This is a genomic window from Grimontia sp. SpTr1 (assembly GCF_947387585.1).
Lineage (GTDB): Bacteria > Pseudomonadota > Gammaproteobacteria > Enterobacterales > Vibrionaceae > Enterovibrio > Enterovibrio indicus.
In genome coordinates, this window is record NZ_CANDOD010000015.1 from 1 (window position 1) to 16226 (window position 16226).

The window sequence follows — 16226 nt, forward strand, 5'->3', positions numbered from 1 at the left end:
ACTAATTGCCCGTGAGGCTTAACCATACAACACCCAAGGGGTTTTGACGGACTCAGATAGAACATTGAATGTGTAGAACGAGAACAAACAAAGTCACTTTCCAAGATTTTGGTTTTTACCTTTTTTAAAGGTGAAGACTTAGCAGAATTTGCTTGGCGACCATAGCGTTATGGACCCACCTGACTCCATGCCGAACTCAGTAGTGAAACGTAACAGCGCCGATGGTAGTGTGGGGTCTCCCCATGTGAGAGTAGGACATCGCCAGGCTTCCAATTTAGAAAAAGCCCTGACCTGACGGTCAGGGCTTTTTTGCATCTGCATCTTTCCATATTCATCATAGCTACTGACAAAACAGCTGTTCGACACGCAACAAAAAGGCCATCCGTAAGAATGGCCTTTTGACGTATATAGCTAGATGAAGAACTACTTCACTTCAGCAACTCGGCTTGAGCGATCTCCTGATACGGTGCGGATAAGTGCACTAGTCACTGCAGGCGCTTGATTCGCATCATAGGCTTGCCAGCTTTGACCATTGTCAACGGAGTATTCAATCGAAAGGCCAGGGAAAGCACTGTTCGCTTTCAATACGCCAGCTTCGATGATGCCGCCAGGTACTGGCAGGTTAAAAGCGATACCACCGTCTTCCAAGCTAGGCATGATGTTTTTCGCAACAAGGTTTGCGAACTGATTGTAGCCAGCATTACGTGCCGCTTCATCAACCAACTTGCCGTCTGCATCGTGAGCTTCCCATGATGCCGAATGCCAAGCACGCTCTGCCAACGCGATTGCGCGAGGAAAGGTCATGCCTTCGAACTGCGCTTCTGTACGGATCGTTTCACTCCAGATAGAGCCCTGAAGACCCAGAACGTTTTCTGGACGCTCAAGTGTTTTCACACCAGCTGCGTTGAGGACTTCTTCTTTAGTGATTGGCGCGCCAGCACGTGTATAGTCGGCATTCGCGTACAAGTCATCTGGCATAAAGCCGAATGACTTACGGGTGTCAGTGAAACGTGGAGCCCAGTAATAACCGCGTTCTTCTGGATCTGGCTCATGCGGGTGGTCGAAGTAGAAGTGAGTTGCTTGGTTATAAATCACGCCATAGCCATTGTTGGCAAGGTTGTAAGCGCGGTCTGCAACGCCCCATTCCCAGATGTTCTGCCATGCATTACCCGTCACCTGCGCGTTCACCATTTCCCCGCGTGGGTAAACTTTGTTGTTGTGCATCAGGCCATCTTCCCAACCACCCAGATCAAGGTTGTGGTTCGCCGTAATGGCAGAGATACGTTCAACGAAGTATTGGCTTAGCTCGTCAATGGTAGAGATGCCATGGCTGTTATCTGCAAGGAATGCCTGACAGACAGGAGAGTCTTTCCATGCACCAGCGATTTCATCACCACCGAAGTGGAAGGTTTTGAGTGGTTGAATATCCTGATGAAGGGCAACCAATGAATCAACAACGGTATCAACGAAGTTGTAGGTTGATTCCATACAAACGTTCATGGCGTTATCAGTGAACATCTGTACTGACAGGTATTCTGTGGTGTCGTCAGGATCGCTCAGGCGGAACTCATTGGCTTTGACCAAATCACCTTGCGCGGCAAATTTCTCATAGCGTGCGTCCATCGCTTTGATAGCGGCGTGCGCGTGGCCTGGCATATCGACTTCAGGGATCACCTCAATGCTTAGCGCTTTAGCGGCGGCCAGGATTTCCTTGTAATCAGCCTGGGTATAGAAGCCATTGGACTCGGCTGTGCCATCAGGGCCAGCGCCAAGGAATGGCAATACACACGTGGTTTCAGTGAGGTCATGACAGCGTTTTGAGCCAACATCAGCAAGTTCTGGCAGCTCTGGGATTTCAATACGCCATGCTTCATCGTCACTCAGGCGAAGGTGCAGTTTATTCAGTTTTACCGCAGCCATCTGGTCGAGTAATTCCAGTACAGATTCCTTGCTGCGGAAGTTACGTGCTGCATCAATGGAAAGTCCACGGTAAGCAAAGCGCGGGGCATCGGCGATCGACGCTTCAGGCACTGCGCCGTTATCGGTTAATTGAATCAGGGATTGTGCAGCATACAACGCACCTGCGGCATCAACAGCGTTGATCTCAATCTTTTCCTCGGTCGGTGAAACACGTAATTCGTATGCTTCTTCCCACTTAGCTTTTCCGTCAATGGTGACTTGGCCCCAACCAACATGAATCACTTTGGATTGATTTGGAGACCAAGGTGCTGCGGTTAAGCCAAACTGCTTAGCGATAAACTCTGCCTGGGTTTGGTAACCATTGTCGTAAACCACTACCCAAGATGGATCGATAGTGAGCTCACCTTCCCCGAAGCTAATTGAAGCAGGTGTAGGGATAACCCCCTTTGCGTCAGCAATCTTGCTGAGATCGCTGTTTTTCGCGTAGCGATCGGCAGCTGTGAACGGGTCGTAGAAATCTGTGATGCTGCCGCCATAGCGCTTCCACTGTAGCTCAGTGTCAAAATCAGACACGAAAGGTAGCTCTTCACCTGGCTTAGTCGGCACTTCACCATTGATGGTGTTGCTTGTGCTGGCAATCAGAGCAGTATCACCACTGTCGGAAACCAGATACCAGTTTGGCATAACGTCGGTTTTCGCGACTTGCCAGAACTCGGATAAGAATTCGATATCAAGTGACTGTCCCGGTGCGAGGGGAGAAAAAGAAGCAGTAGGTTCGATCTTGAAGATATCACCGTTAACATGAGAAACCTTAAGCGTGTCTGTTGCTAAAGGTTTGATCATGCGGATGTGGCTGAAGTAAATAGCCCATCCTGACGATGGCAGCGCCGTTGCGCTGTCATTGGTGAGAGAAATGACACCTTTGAACGTACGCCACTCATCTTGCTGGTTATCGATGACTGAGTACGTCAGGTCGAGACCTTGGCCCAACTGAGTTAACTCCTGCGAAGAGACTGCATAACTCGGTGCCGCCAATGCTCCAGATACAGCGGCCGCCAATAAAGCGTGTTTTAACATCAGTTTGCTCCTTTAATTTCTAACGCGAAATAAATCATAGAAGAGCATAACGATGAAAAAAGGCAGGGTAATTAGTTGCGAGGGAAGACTTTTCCTTTTGCAATTTCGGTCATCGATTGACGCTGAAATGGAGGGCATTTCAATATAATGTTTTCGTTGACCGCACAATGTACAGAAAAATGGCTATACATATCGTTAAATATGCGCTCTTTATTTTTCCCCATTAATTTATTCAAATTTCATATTTTCAATATCTTGTTTTGAAGCAAAGGTTCGCCTTGGATCAAACTAGAATGAAATGTTGTGACTAGGTTTTCATATTAATTTTTGCATTCATGATGAGATATATGAGAACGCAGTGACGGAGAATAATGATGAAGAGATTACTTGGCGTTACGATGTCGGCCTCTCTGTTGGCCGCTTGTGCTTCCCCATTGCCTCACCAATATGCGTGTGAGGATGGCCAGGTGTTCGGTGCTATGGTGATGTCAGACTACGCGTTGATTCATGTCAATGATGCTGAGTATGAACTCCCTCGAATTCGATCTGCTTCCGGCGCGCAATATGAACTGGAAGATGGCTCTGTGGGGCTATATACAAAAGGAGACGACGCTATGCTGGTTGTCGGTGACCTTTCTTTCCGTGAATGCACCCTCAGCAGATAAAAGAAAGGGTAGCTAAGCTACCCTTGTTGCAAAAACCTTTCGGTTTGCAGGAATGAACAGCATTGTTGCCAATTTAGTGGATTAACCTGTTCATTTTTGACATCAAACGTACAGGAACTCTTTGATTTGTTGAACCAGAGCTTCCGCGGTGTCTTGGTCTTCCCACTCCACGAAAATACGCAGTAGTGGCTCGGTGCCTGAGAAGCGCGCCAATGCCCAACCGCCGTTCTTGAAGTAAACTTTCAGGCCATCGGCATAGCTGACTTTTTCAATCTCATAAGCAAATTCTGGCAGTGCCTTTTCTACATAAATCTTGTTGTAGAGCTCTTCGCGCTGAGAAGCTTTGAATGTGCAATCACCTTCAGCTGTGTAGGCGTAGCCATACTTGCTGTAGATTTCATCAAGCAATTCAGATAGCTTCTTGCCCGTTACGCTGATCATTTCCACCAATAAGCTCGAAGCGAATACGCCATCTTTACCTTTGATGTGACCGCGGATTGTCAGGCCACCAGAGCTTTCGCCGCCAATCAGAGAGTCATCTGCTTCCATTTGTGAGCTGATGTGTTTGAAGCCCACAGGCACTTCAAAGCTCTTCTCGTCATGGTCTGCGGCGACTTTATCCAGCAGGTGAGTGGTCGCGATGTTACGTACCACAGAGCCTTTCCAGCCTTTGTACTTCAGCATGTAGTAGTACAGCAGCAGCAGGACTTCGTTCGGGTGAATGAAGTTACCTTTCTCGTCGATGATGCCAAGACGGTCTGCATCACCATCGGTACCAATACCGATGTCGTAACCTTCATGAGCAACCAGATGCTTCAGGCGGTATAGCGTTGCAGCACTTGGTGATGGCATCAATCCGCCGAAGCCTGGGTTTGCACCGTCGTTGATAACGTCAACGTCACAGCGGCCAGAGATAAGAACGGTTTGCAGGGCGTTTTTCGCCACACCGAACATAGGATCTATCAGCACGCGAAGGTTGGCTTTTTTGATCGCTTCAATGTCGATGAAATCGATGATCGAATCCACGAATTCGTTCATCGGGTTGATGATCTTGACCGAGCCCGCTTCAACCGCATCTTCGAAGTCGATGGTTTTCACATCGCTCAGTTGAAGTTGGCTGATTTGCTCTTCAATCTTCGCAGTGATGATTTCGTCTGCGTCACGACCGCCTTTGATAAAGACTTTGACGCCGTTGTAATCCGCTGGGTTGTGCGAAGCGGTGATACACGCCGAGTAGTGGGTCTCCATCTCCTTCGCTTTGAACATCACGATAGGGGTTGGAACGTATTTGTCGATAAAGCTAACGGTGATGCCATTTGCAGCTAGCACGCTCGCAAACCATTCTGCAGCTTTGTCAGACAGGAAACGGCGGTCATAACCGATAACAAAGCCCGGCTCGATCGCGTTTTCATTGATCATGATGTTGGCAAGGCTCTGGGCAACGAGTCGCACGTTATCGCGGGTAAACTCTTCGCCAATCAGTGCACGCCAGCCACCGGTACCAAATTGGATCATGGTTGAACTCCTTTAGAAACAGACAAATAACGGGGCTGATTCAGCCCCGTTTTTGTGATTAGCCCAGAACAACAACCACTTCGTTCACAGAGCCTGCCGCTTGTGCAGGAATTGCACCTTCAACAGTTTCACCGTTCAGAGTGATTGATTTCACGCCTTTGCTAACGCCGTTCGGGTTTTCAACCTTGATGTTGTAAGTCGCATCGCGCCATTCACGACGAACTTCGAAACCAGGCCAGCTAGTTGGGATACATGGGTCAACAATCAGGCCGCTGAAGCCAGTTTGTACACCCAGAATGAAGTTGGTTACCGCGAAGTAAGCCCAACCAGACGTACCGGTCAGCCATGGGTGGTTTGCACGGCCGTGGTTTTCGTGGTCGCGACCCATGATGAACTGAACGTAAGAGTAAGGTTCAGCCACACGCTTCTCGATCATGTCATTCTGGTTGTACGGGTTCAGTGCGTCGTAGAACTTCATTGCACGGTCGCCGCGGCCCAGTTTGGTTTCTGCTACCCAAGCCCATGGGTTTGGATGCGAGAAGATTGCGCCATTTTCTTTCACGCCTTGGTAAACGCGGGTTACGAAGCCGATGTCATCGTTTGGTGTTGCGAACGATGGTGAATTCAGGTGCAGACCATACTCAGAGAACAGGTTCTCATCTACTGCATCCATTGCCTTTTCACCGCGCTCTTGAGACGCCAGACCAGACAGAACAGCCAGAGTGTTTGACTCAAGGTGAACACGACCTTCTGCTTGTTGTGCAGTACCGATCTTGTCGCCGTCTTTTGTCAGGCCACGGATGTACCAGCCGCCTTCGTTATCCCACAGGTGCAGTTCACAGGCTTCACGCACGTTTGCTGCCATCTCGGTGTATTTAGCAACATCTGCGTCTTTACCTTTGTACTTCGCCAGAGCTACAAACTCTTGAAGCGCCCAGAAGTGCAGGAAAGAAACCATTGCGGACTCACCGCCACCCAGGTTCAGACAGTCGTTCCAGTCTGCACGCAGACCTTTACAGATACCGGTTTGGCCCACGTATTCTGCTGAGAATTCCAGTGCAGCTTTCATGTGCTCGTAAACGGTCGCGTCGCCGCCATCTGCGTATGGGATCACTTCGTCTAGGAAGCTTTCTTCGCCGGTTTCCTGAACGTAGTTAATAATGGTCGGGACAATCCACAGGTGGTCATCAGAACAGGTGTCTTCGATGCCGTGGATCTTATCTTCGTCACTTGGGGTTGGAACAACGGTTGGTGACTTAGATGGTTTAACGTCGGCTTTCTCTGGATCGAACCAGTCTGGATCGAACAGGTGCAGACCGTAACCCGCTTTCACCTGACCGCGCAGTAAGTCAACCAGACGCTTGCGGGTCATTGCTGGGTTAGAATGAGGAACAGAGATTGCGTCCTGAGCTGTATCACGGTAGCCCAGACCAGTACGGCCGCCTACCTCGATGAATGACGCAAAGCGAGACCAAACCACACAGGTTTCCGCCTGGTACAGAGTCCATGCGTTGATCATGGTGTCCAGACCTTCGTTTGGTGAAGTTACCTGGAACTTGTTACAACGCTCATCCCAGTGGCCTTTGATGGCTGCAAATGCTGCATCAACGTTAGCCATATCCTGGTATTTCGCGCGCAGACGTTGGCCTTCACCTTTACCGATACCCAGCAGGAATACGAAGCGAACTTCTTCACCTGGCTGAATAACGAATTGCTTGTGCAGAGAACCACAGTGGTTGTAACAGGTTTGAACGTGGTTAGAGCAACGACCATTTTCGAGAGCAATTGGGTTTGCTTCGTCGCGGTACATACCCAGGAAGCTATCGCGTTGACCGTCGAAGCTGTCTGGGTCGAAGCTGGACGCCATGTAGTAGAAGCCTTCATGGTCGTTAGTGTTGTAGTACAGATCGTACTCAATCACGCCTTCGTTATATGAAGTACCTGCAGAGTACAGGCTCATCTGGTGGTTCTGGTTATCAGACTGGATGTGGCTGAATGAGAACTCAACGAAAGAGAATGCGCTGATCGTACGTGGCTTGTCACCGTCGTTCTTAATCTTCACATCCCAAATTTGTGCGTCTTCGCCTTTTGGTACGAACAGGGTTTTCTGTGCGGTGATGCCGTTGTACTCACACTTGAACTTAGAGTAAGACAGGCCGTGACGCACTTCGTACGATGCTTCTTCCAGGCTTTTAGCCACTGGCTGCCAAGAGATTGACCAGTAGTCGCCAGTCTCGTCATCACGCAGGTATACGTAATGTCCTGGGCGGTCGAAGGTACCGTTTGGACGGAATTTGGTCACGCGGTTGTATTCAGGGCTGTTGTAGAACGAGTAGCCACCTGCGTTGTGTGAAATTACGGTACAGAACTTTTCTGTACCTAAATAGTTGGTCCATGGCGCCGGTACGTCAGGGCGGGTAATGACATATTCCCGGTTGTCGTTATCAAAGAAGCCGTATTTCATGGCGTGTATCCTTCTACAAATCTCAAAAAATTGAAGTAATTACCGACGATAGTTAATACCCAGACGATCCAGGTACTGCAGTTGTCCGCTGAGACGGGCTTGGAAATCTGCCCAGTCCCGCTGTTCCTTGGCGCTCCAACACACTTCTGCGATCGCCAGAAGGCGAGGGAAGATCATGTACTCGAAGCGGCTTTGGGTATTGGTCATCTCGCACCAAAGTGCGCATTGAATTCCTTTCACTTTCCCAAACTCTTCTGTGGTGACGGTTGAGTTAGCGAAAGGCTCATAGTGGTAGGCTTTTTCAAGCGGTACCTTACAGGCCCAGTCTGTGCCCGGCTCACAAGCCGAGTAGTCTTGTGCCATATCCAAGTAAGTTTCGTGGCCTGGCTGAAGCACAACGTTGTAACCGTTGCGAATGCAGTCGAGACCGGATTGCTCGTTGAGCCAAGAGAAGATCACTGTGTCTTTGCTGACTTTGTTGCCAAACACCGCCTCTTCCCAGCCGAACATTTGCTTGCCTTTGGTGCTGAGGAAATCTTCACAGTGACGCAGAACGTGACCCTGAAGATCTTTGAAGTCTTTATAGCCGTGGGTTTTCATCAAGGCCTGACATGCAGGGCTGTCTATCCACACGCCTTCTGGTACTTCGTCAGCACCAATGTGAACGTAAGGCGCAGGGAAAAGCTCACACACTTCTTTTAAAACGGTTTCCAAGAAGGTGTAAGTGCCTTTGAGACCAGGGTTCAGCACATTGTCGTTGTAGTTCTGGATACTGCGATACGCTGAGGTATCCGCGTCTTCAACCAGCAGTTGTGGCAGGGATTTGATAGCAGCACGGCAGTGACCTGGGATATCAATTTCCGGTACAACAGTGATGCCTCGTTCTGCGGCATAGGCAATGACTTCACGGATCTCGTCTTTGGTGTAAAAACCACCGTGGATCTTGGACAGCGAAGTGTACTGAGGCTCAATGCTTTCAAATGGCCCACGCCAGGCGCCGATTTCTGTCAGTTCCGGATACGCATCAATCTGGATGCGCCAGCCTTCGTCATCGGTTAAGTGCCAATGGAAATGGTTGAACTTAAAGCGAGCCAGTTGGTTGATCAGGTTTTTAACACGGCTGAGAGGGTGGAAGTGACGTGCACAGTCCAGCATCATGCCGCGGTAACCAAAGCGAGGATGATCTTCAACTTCAACGCATGGCAGGGCGTAATCGAAATAGTGACGATGCGATGCTTGTGTTGGCAGCAGTTGAAGTACTGTCGCTACACCATGGGCAAAGCCTGCCTCGTTCGATGCTGAAATCGTTACTCCCTGAAGGGTTACGCTTACCCGGTAGTGCTCTGGTTTCAGGCTTTTATCCTGAACCAGACGGATTTGAGCTTCTTGCTTGATGGTGACATCACGGCGAAGGTGTTGAGACATCTCGTCTGCCAGCCAACGCGCTGCAGGTTTGCTGATATCACTGTCAGATTGAATCGCGACGTCGTCAGTCAGCGCAAACTGGCCTTGCTTTACCACCAGCGCTTTAGGCTGAGGAATCAGATTGATCGCTTTCGGCTCTGTAAGTGTCAGTGGAAGGCGTTCTGGTGTTTGGGTGCCGAGATTGATTGGTGTTGTTTCAACTGGCACGGCCTTCACGCCATCTTCTGTTGTGATCAACAGGCATGCATCACCAATGCCTTCATCATGCATAGAGAAAGGCTTGGTAGGATGGCTGAACTCAAGGTACAGATGATCGTTTGCGTTTAAAGGTTCGCCCGTTTCAAAAATACACAGACTGCCAATCTGTTTTAAGGTGCCGTGAGACACTGACGTTGGCAGCACATAGCGGCTGGCGCTGAATGTCAGCTGCCAGTTCTGGATGTTAGTTTCAGAAAGGTTATGAAGCACTAACGCAAAGCGGCTTTCACTTGGCGTCGCTTCAATAACATTGAGGTCTAGGCGAAAATTCATGGCTCACCTCGAAAACGGATAAAGATTGTGGTTACCGCGCGCCATCAAAATAGCGCCGGCCATGGCATCCGCCTGGGGTTTTACCAGCAAAGACTGGGTCGCTGGAGACAGCCAGCGAACAATACGTTCACCAATGCTGCCCATCAGCGCGATTTGCGTTGCGCCTTTACGGTTCAAACCGAGGATAAGACGCTCCACATCATCAGCAGAGCCTTGCAGTAATTCCATGGCAAGTTCATCTCGTTCCATTGCCAGTTCGAATACTTTCGGACTGAATTGGCCGTAATCGCGAGGTTTCGCGGTTTTAGACCATTCAACAATGGCATCGAGGTCGTGGTTGAAATGCGCAAGGACGTGATCTGACAGAGCCGAACTGGTGCGAAGACCATCGTGTGCCAGCAGCGTTTGTTGGATCAGGCGCAGTCCCATAACTGCGCCGCCGCCTTGATCGGAGATTGGGAATTCACGGCCACCGACAACATACTGTTGACCGTTTTCTAAATAGATACCGACAGAGCCTGTGCCAGCGATAACGATGGCACCGTTATCACCGTTGAATGCGCCCATACACGCACCATAACCGTCAGTGTTCAGGGTCATGTGTTTGTACGGGTGCGGTAGAGCCATAAACGCCTGCCAGGCAGAGCGTTGCTCAGCCGCTGCTAATGCCAGGCCGACAGAAAGCGTGGAAAGGTCGGTGATACCAGCCTGTTCAGCCGCTTGAGCAATAGCACTTTGGATGTTCTCCATCGCCAGTTCTACACCCAAAAGGATGTTGGCACTGCCGGTTTTGGCTTCACCCAAAAACTGACCTTGTTCATCAACAATACGCGCGCGGCAGGAAGTGCCACCACCGTCTACGCCACAGAAGAAATTACCCATGGGCAACATCCTTCTTTTGCATGGCAATCGCTAACAGATACCAAGCCGCATGTGGGATCCATTGCTCACCCCAACGCCAGTTCTGCAGCATGTCATCTTTCTGTCCTTCCGGTTTGAAAGCGATGTCATGCTCGTTTTCAAAGCCAGCTGTAATGCCGTTGCACACGCCGCCTTTGGCATTGATAAAACCAAGATCAGGCAGGTAGTCAGGGTTGTTGCGGCCATGGCCGTCCAACATGCACATGTCGTAAGGGTTGAGTCCCACAATCCAGTTCAGGGCATGTTGACCGTATTCACGAAGCTTGGCTTTTTGCTCTTCGTCAGACACATAGCTGGTGGCCATAAATGCCATGGCAGCGAGTGAACCCAGACGCGCATTTTCACCTTGCCACCAGTAGCCAGTCTCGTTGCGCTGGGCCACGAAGAAGCTGGTGCGTTTTTCTGCGTCGACATTCTTGATGTACTGACGCGGATAACCGAACGGATTGTTCACTTCGGCGGAGATGCTGAGCTCAAAGTTCAGCGCATTGAAAAGGGTTTCCGTATATTTCGCTTTGAGTGTGTCATCGCCTTCTACCTGAAGGTATTGCATCAGCGAAATCGCAGGCAAGCCTGCTTCAGCAGCATGAAAATAAGGGCGAGAACCATCACCGTTAGCGGACCAGAAGTGATTAATACATTCATCACTCTGTTGTTGCTCGGTAAGGCGGGTTGCCCAATAACGCGCTTCTTCAAGGTATGACTCGCTGGCGGTGAGTTTGAAAAGTTCTGTTGTTGCCAGCAGCGCGCAGTAGAAGTCGATGGTGTTTTCCTGACCATCGTCCAGGTATGACGTATTGTTTTCTTTTAGATGCCAGTAGCCCGTTTCTGCAGTCTTTTGGTAAGTCTCAACATCGTATTCGCCGTTAACGTCCAAGCGCGCGGCAGCGGCAAGTGCTGCGATCGCTACGCCAGCCCCCTGACGGAAACCAGCCTGGAATGCATTGGTCTTGTGACCTTGCTGGGTTTCATACGCGCAGATATCGCGTTGAGACGGGTCTTTGCTCCACTTGTCGAATACGGTCAGGTAGAAGAAACCTTCTGCGTCCTGCATGCGAACTAAAAAATCTGCACCAAACAGCGCTTCATCATGCAGACGGGTTTTAGAGAATGGAGCCAGTTCTGAAGAAAGGGTTTCCAGAGTATTCAGCATATTCCAGACAACCATCGGAATTTGCTGAGGGTTTAAATAGTTAGCATATGAAAGGTGGCTGAAGTATTTGCTGACGTCGCCTGACGCATCATACCAACCGCCATGAACATCAACGTGACGATCTGTGCCAAGAAGGGGCGCAGTGCGATCGCGCTGATCAAACGTGCCTGTACAACGCTGGGATTTGAAGTAGTGGATCACATCTGAAAAGGTGCGATCAAACAGGATACCTTCTGCGACAGAAAAAGCCGGAGACGAAACGTCTCCCACTTTGACGAAGAAATCTCCGCACTCATTGAGTGCAGAGAAATCGATACGGTAAACGTCGCCGGTATGCCATTGGTCTACAGAACCACAAGCACAAACAGGCAGCTGCATCACTGATTGCCCAGTATGGCAATCTACAATATCGGCATGTGTTGCAGTGACTTCTTGCTTTGCAAGGATCAGCGCTTGTTTATTGCCGAAGCGCTCATAGCCGATATGATTGATCAACAGCTGCATTTTACCTCCTAAAACTCTAGCCCGAGGCTCACTCGAACAGATAGCAGCGAACGAAGTGGTTATCCGCCAGTTTGGTCACTGGAGGTAACGCCTGACGACATTTTTCTGTCGCGTGCAGACAACGGCCAGCAAATGGGCAGCCAACAGAATCCGGCGTCCATAGAGGAATTTCGCCTTTATTACCTTCCAGCTCGGTGTGGATAGATTTCGAAGGATCCGGTACTGCGGAAACCAGCAGGCGTGTGTATGGGTGCTGTGGACGGTGAATGATTTCTTCACAGTCGCCCCATTCCACCATGTGGCCAACGTACATTACCGCCAGATCTTCTGCGATATAACGTGCAGTTGCGATGTCGTGCGTGATGTACAGCAGCGCCATTTCCTTCTCGAACTTCATCTCTTCCATCAGGTTCAATACACCTGCACGGATAGACACGTCGAGCATGGAGGTTGGCTCGTCAGCCAGTACAACTTCAGCACCCACAGCGATGTTGCGCGCTAAGTTAACGCGCTGGCGCTGACCACCAGAAAGCTGGTGAGGGTACTTCTGTGCGGTTTCTTTTGGCGGTGTCAGACCAACCTGGTTCAGCAGGTCGTACACTTGTTCTTCCAGTTCTTTCGGGTTGCTGCTCGCTTTCTTATGAATGTGCAGCGGACGCGCGATGTGGTGGAAAATGGTGTGTGTTGGGTTCAGGGAACCGAACGGGTCTTGCCATACCATCTGAACACCTTCGCGATAGGTCATCAGATCGTTTTTCTTGGTGATAGTCGCGATGTCGCGGCCTTTGTACTCAATAGAGCCAGAGGTTGGTGCATACATCTTGGCGATCATTTTTGCTGAGGTAGATTTACCTGAACCAGATTCACCTACTACCGACAGACCGCGGCTTTTATACAGTTTGAATGACACGTCATTCAGTGCGCGCATCATTGGCTTGTTCAGCGCATTACTGCTGATAGGGAAATCTTTTACTAGATTTTTGCCTTCAACAATTGGTTGGCCTAATTCTTTAGTCATTGCTCACTCCTACAAGTCGCTAAAGCCAATTACTTGCCTGTAAACAGGTGGCAGTTGGTGAAACGGTTTGGCTCTACCTGAGTCAGTGTGTTAGCCACTTTGAAACAGGTGTCTTTGGTCTTTCCGCAACGAGCCTGGAAACGACAGCCTTGTGGGATTTCAAGCAGATTCAATGGGTTGCCTGGAATACCGGAAAGGTGTGTTTTTGGACCCGTCAGTGGAGGGAATGAGCTAGCCAGACCTTCGGTGTAAGGGTGATAAGGGTTTTTGAGGATTTCTTTCGATGGTGCCACCTCAATCAACTGGCCGGCATACATGATGCCGATACGGTCAGTGAACTCGACCATCAGTGATAGGTCGTGGGTGATGAACAGAATCGAGAAACCAAACTCTTCTTTCAGTGCGTGGATCTTTTGCAGGATCTCGCGCTGAACCACCACGTCCAGTGCCGTTGTCGGCTCGTCCATGATGATCATTTTCGGGTTCAGAGCCAGTGCAATCGCAATAACCAGACGCTGACGCATGCCACCAGAGAACTGGTGCGGGTAGTCGGTCAAACGGCTTGGGTGAATATCAACGATTTCCAACAGACCTTCTGCGCGGCGCTTGGCCTGTTCACGGGTCATGTTGGTGTGGCGCATGATAACGTCACAGAACTGCTCTTCCATGGTAAGAACTGGGTTCAGGGCGTTCATCGCTGATTGGAACACCATGGAGATTTCTTTCCAGCGGAAGCGGCTCATGCGCTCATCGCTGTATTTCATGATGTCTTCACCGTTGAAGAGGACTTCACCGCCGCTGATGAATGCTGGCGGCTTATGAAGACGCATCAGTGAGAATGCAACGGTGGATTTACCACAGCCAGACTCACCGGCCAGACCGAATACTTCACCTTTACCAATATCAAAGCTTACGTTGTTTACTGCGCGGACATCGCCCGCGTCAGTAATGTAGTCAACACATAGGTTGCGGATTTGTAGTTGTGCGTCGCTCATTATTTCTCTCCGCTCATTGCTACTTGTGGAGTCAGCTCAGTTTCTGCACGTGACTGAGTTTCTGCTGCTTGCATCTTCTTCCAGCGCTTAAGGCCTTTTTGTGCACGCAACTGCGGGTTAGCGATTTCATCGACTGCGAAGTTAACCAGTGCCAGTGCAAGAGACAGCAAGCTCAGCGCCAAACACGGAGCCAGTACTTCCCACCAGATACCCAGTTGCATTGCTGAAGAGGTACGTACGTTGTACAGCATTGAACCCCAGCTCACGGCACTCGGGTCGCCCATACCGATGAACGAGAGCACAGACTCAGTCAGGATGGCGTACATCACAGAGCCGATGAAGCTTGCACCTACCAGAGGGATAAGGTTTGGCAGGATTTCAACAAACAGGATGCGAGTGCGGGATTCGCCAAGCACTTCTGCGGCTTTAACGAACTCTTTCTCACGAATTGCCAGTGTCTGGGAGCGGATTACCCTGGCGCCCCATGCCCAGGAGGTTAAGGCTATTACCAAGGCGATGGTGAGCGGACCTGCCTGCCCGACGAATGCTGCTACTACCATCACGATTGGAAGCTGAGGCATAACCAGCATGACGTTCATCGCCCCTGACAGCACGTTGTCTACACGTCCGCCAAAGTAACCGGCTGAGATACCCATGATGGTGGCAACCACACACACGAAGATACCCGCAGTGAAGCCAACGAACAGTGAGGTTCGTGCACCGTGAACCACCTGAGACCAGATGTCGCGGCCAAGACGGGTAGTACCCAGAACGTGCTCAGCGTCTTTTGACATGCGCAGACGACGTTGGTTATCTGCCAGATTCTCGGCTACCCAGCCATCTGGATTAGCTTGCGCCATTTTGACGACAAAACCTGGGTATTCATGTGGTGCACCCGTACGCTTGTGCGGGTCGTACTGAGAAAGAAACGGTGCAAAAACAGCGGCGATGATAAACATCAGAATCAAGATGACGCCTACCAGAGCTTTTGTATTACCGCGAATAATATTAAGAAAATCTTTCATGATTATTTGCCTCCCTTACGCAGACGTGGGTCAAGCAAAACGATGAGAACATCAGCGATGAAGTTGAAGCACAGCATAACGATGGTCAGGATGATCAGCAGGCCTTGCAGTACTTGGTAGTCACGGCCGTTAACGGCATTGAGCATCGCAGTACCCAAACCTGGGTATTGGAAAATCATTTCTACAACCAGCTGACCAGCAACTGCCATACCCAGCGCCATAGAAAGCGCAGTAACGGTTGGCAACAGGGCGTTACGAGCGGCGTAGTTGAAGACAACGCGGTTCTCGGAAAGGCCCTTACCTTTAGCCATGGTGATGTAGTCTTCCGCCAACAAGTTGATCATGTTGTTACGCATGTTGATAAGGAAGCCACCGATTTGTGCGATGGTCGCACAGAACAGAGGGAGGAAAGCGTGGTAGAGAATGCCGCTGTAAGTCTCCCAGCTGGTGAAGTCGAGAATTGCGCCCTCTGGCATGCCGTAAGATGTCGGGAACCACTTGAGTGTGATACCGAATATGAAAAGGATAAGCATACCGATAACAACAGGTGGAATTGCCTGTAAGGCCATAAAACCTGGAGATACGAATGAGTCGAAGCGACTGCCACGGCGCCATGCCGCGAAGATACCAACCACTGAACCGATACAAAACGCCATCACTACGGAAGTACCTGCAAGGAACAGAGTCCAACCGAGAGACTTAGCAATCAGCTCGTTAACAGTCATTGGATAGAATTGGGTTGATACGCCAAGCTCCCACGTGAAAATACTTTTCACGTAAGTCAGGAACTGAACGTGGATAGGGCCATCAACGAAACCCAAAAGTGCTTTCATTGCCGCGATACGTTCAGGGGTTACCTGTACACTCGCGTTGGCAAACATCATGGTCACCGGGTCGCCGGGCATTGCACGTGGTAAAATAAAATTCAGCGTGATTGCGATAAGCAATGCGCCAAAATAAAACATTAATCTATTAAGAAAAAATCCCATAACTCACACCTTAAGTGGCACGAC

General features: G+C 50.0%; 11 protein-coding genes and 1 rRNA gene. 2 read left to right on the forward strand and 10 right to left on the reverse strand.

Annotated elements, in window-relative coordinates:
- Nucleotides 1-151 precede the first annotated feature (151 nt).
- Nucleotides 152-267 (forward strand): 5S ribosomal RNA (gene rrf, locus QL223_RS18830).
- 156 nt (nt 268-423) lie between these two features.
- Here rrf and QL223_RS18835 read toward each other — a convergent pair.
- A complete protein-coding gene (locus tag QL223_RS18835; RefSeq protein ID WP_281545615.1) occupies nt 424-2997 on the reverse strand; it encodes a family 20 glycosylhydrolase in 2574 nt (857 codons plus the stop codon).
- A gap of 371 nt (nt 2998-3368) precedes the next feature.
- Between QL223_RS18835 and QL223_RS18840 the strand changes: the two genes are divergently transcribed.
- Nucleotides 3369-3662, forward strand: coding sequence for an MliC family protein (locus QL223_RS18840; protein ID WP_231590966.1), 294 nt, complete (start codon nt 3369-3371; stop codon nt 3660-3662).
- A 102-nt stretch (nt 3663-3764) separates the two neighbouring features.
- On the opposite strand, the gene QL223_RS18845 is transcribed toward QL223_RS18840, so the two are convergent.
- Genes QL223_RS18845 through QL223_RS18885 form a run of 9 tightly spaced genes read right to left on the reverse strand, consistent with a single transcriptional unit; the run spans nt 3765 to nt 16202 of the window.
- Nucleotides 3765-5177, reverse strand: coding sequence for a phosphoglucomutase/phosphomannomutase family protein (locus QL223_RS18845; RefSeq protein WP_281545616.1), 1413 nt, complete (start codon nt 5175-5177; stop codon nt 3765-3767).
- A gap of 58 nt (nt 5178-5235) precedes the next feature.
- On the reverse strand, nt 5236-7641 hold the full coding sequence (locus tag QL223_RS18850; RefSeq protein ID WP_281545617.1) for a N,N'-diacetylchitobiose phosphorylase: 2406 nt from the start codon (nt 7639-7641) through the stop codon (nt 5236-5238).
- Between the two features lie 39 nt (nt 7642-7680).
- Nucleotides 7681-9597 (reverse strand): beta-N-acetylhexosaminidase, encoded by a 1917-nt coding sequence (locus tag QL223_RS18855; RefSeq protein ID WP_281545618.1) that lies wholly within the window; start codon nt 9595-9597, stop codon nt 7681-7683.
- A gap of 3 nt (nt 9598-9600) precedes the next feature.
- On the reverse strand, nt 9601-10479 hold the full coding sequence (locus QL223_RS18860; protein WP_281545619.1) for an N-acetylglucosamine kinase: 879 nt from the start codon (nt 10477-10479) through the stop codon (nt 9601-9603).
- Complete coding sequence (locus QL223_RS18865) at nt 10472-12175, reverse strand: glycoside hydrolase family 9 protein (RefSeq protein WP_281545620.1); 1704 nt, start codon at nt 12173-12175, stop codon at nt 10472-10474. Before QL223_RS18865 ends, QL223_RS18860 begins: the two co-directional genes overlap by 8 nt.
- Nucleotides 12176-12203: 28 nt before the next feature.
- Nucleotides 12204-13193 (reverse strand): ABC transporter ATP-binding protein, encoded by a 990-nt coding sequence (locus tag QL223_RS18870; protein WP_002540450.1) that lies wholly within the window; start codon nt 13191-13193, stop codon nt 12204-12206.
- A gap of 29 nt (nt 13194-13222) precedes the next feature.
- On the reverse strand, nt 13223-14188 hold the full coding sequence (locus QL223_RS18875; RefSeq protein WP_002540449.1) for an ABC transporter ATP-binding protein: 966 nt from the start codon (nt 14186-14188) through the stop codon (nt 13223-13225).
- A complete protein-coding gene (locus tag QL223_RS18880; RefSeq protein ID WP_002540448.1) occupies nt 14188-15213 on the reverse strand; it encodes an ABC transporter permease in 1026 nt (341 codons plus the stop codon). Before QL223_RS18880 ends, QL223_RS18875 begins: the two co-directional genes overlap by 1 nt.
- Nucleotides 15214-15215: 2 nt before the next feature.
- On the reverse strand, nt 15216-16202 hold the full coding sequence (locus tag QL223_RS18885) for an ABC transporter permease (RefSeq protein WP_002540447.1): 987 nt from the start codon (nt 16200-16202) through the stop codon (nt 15216-15218).
- Between the last annotated feature and the right edge of the window lie 24 nt (nt 16203-16226).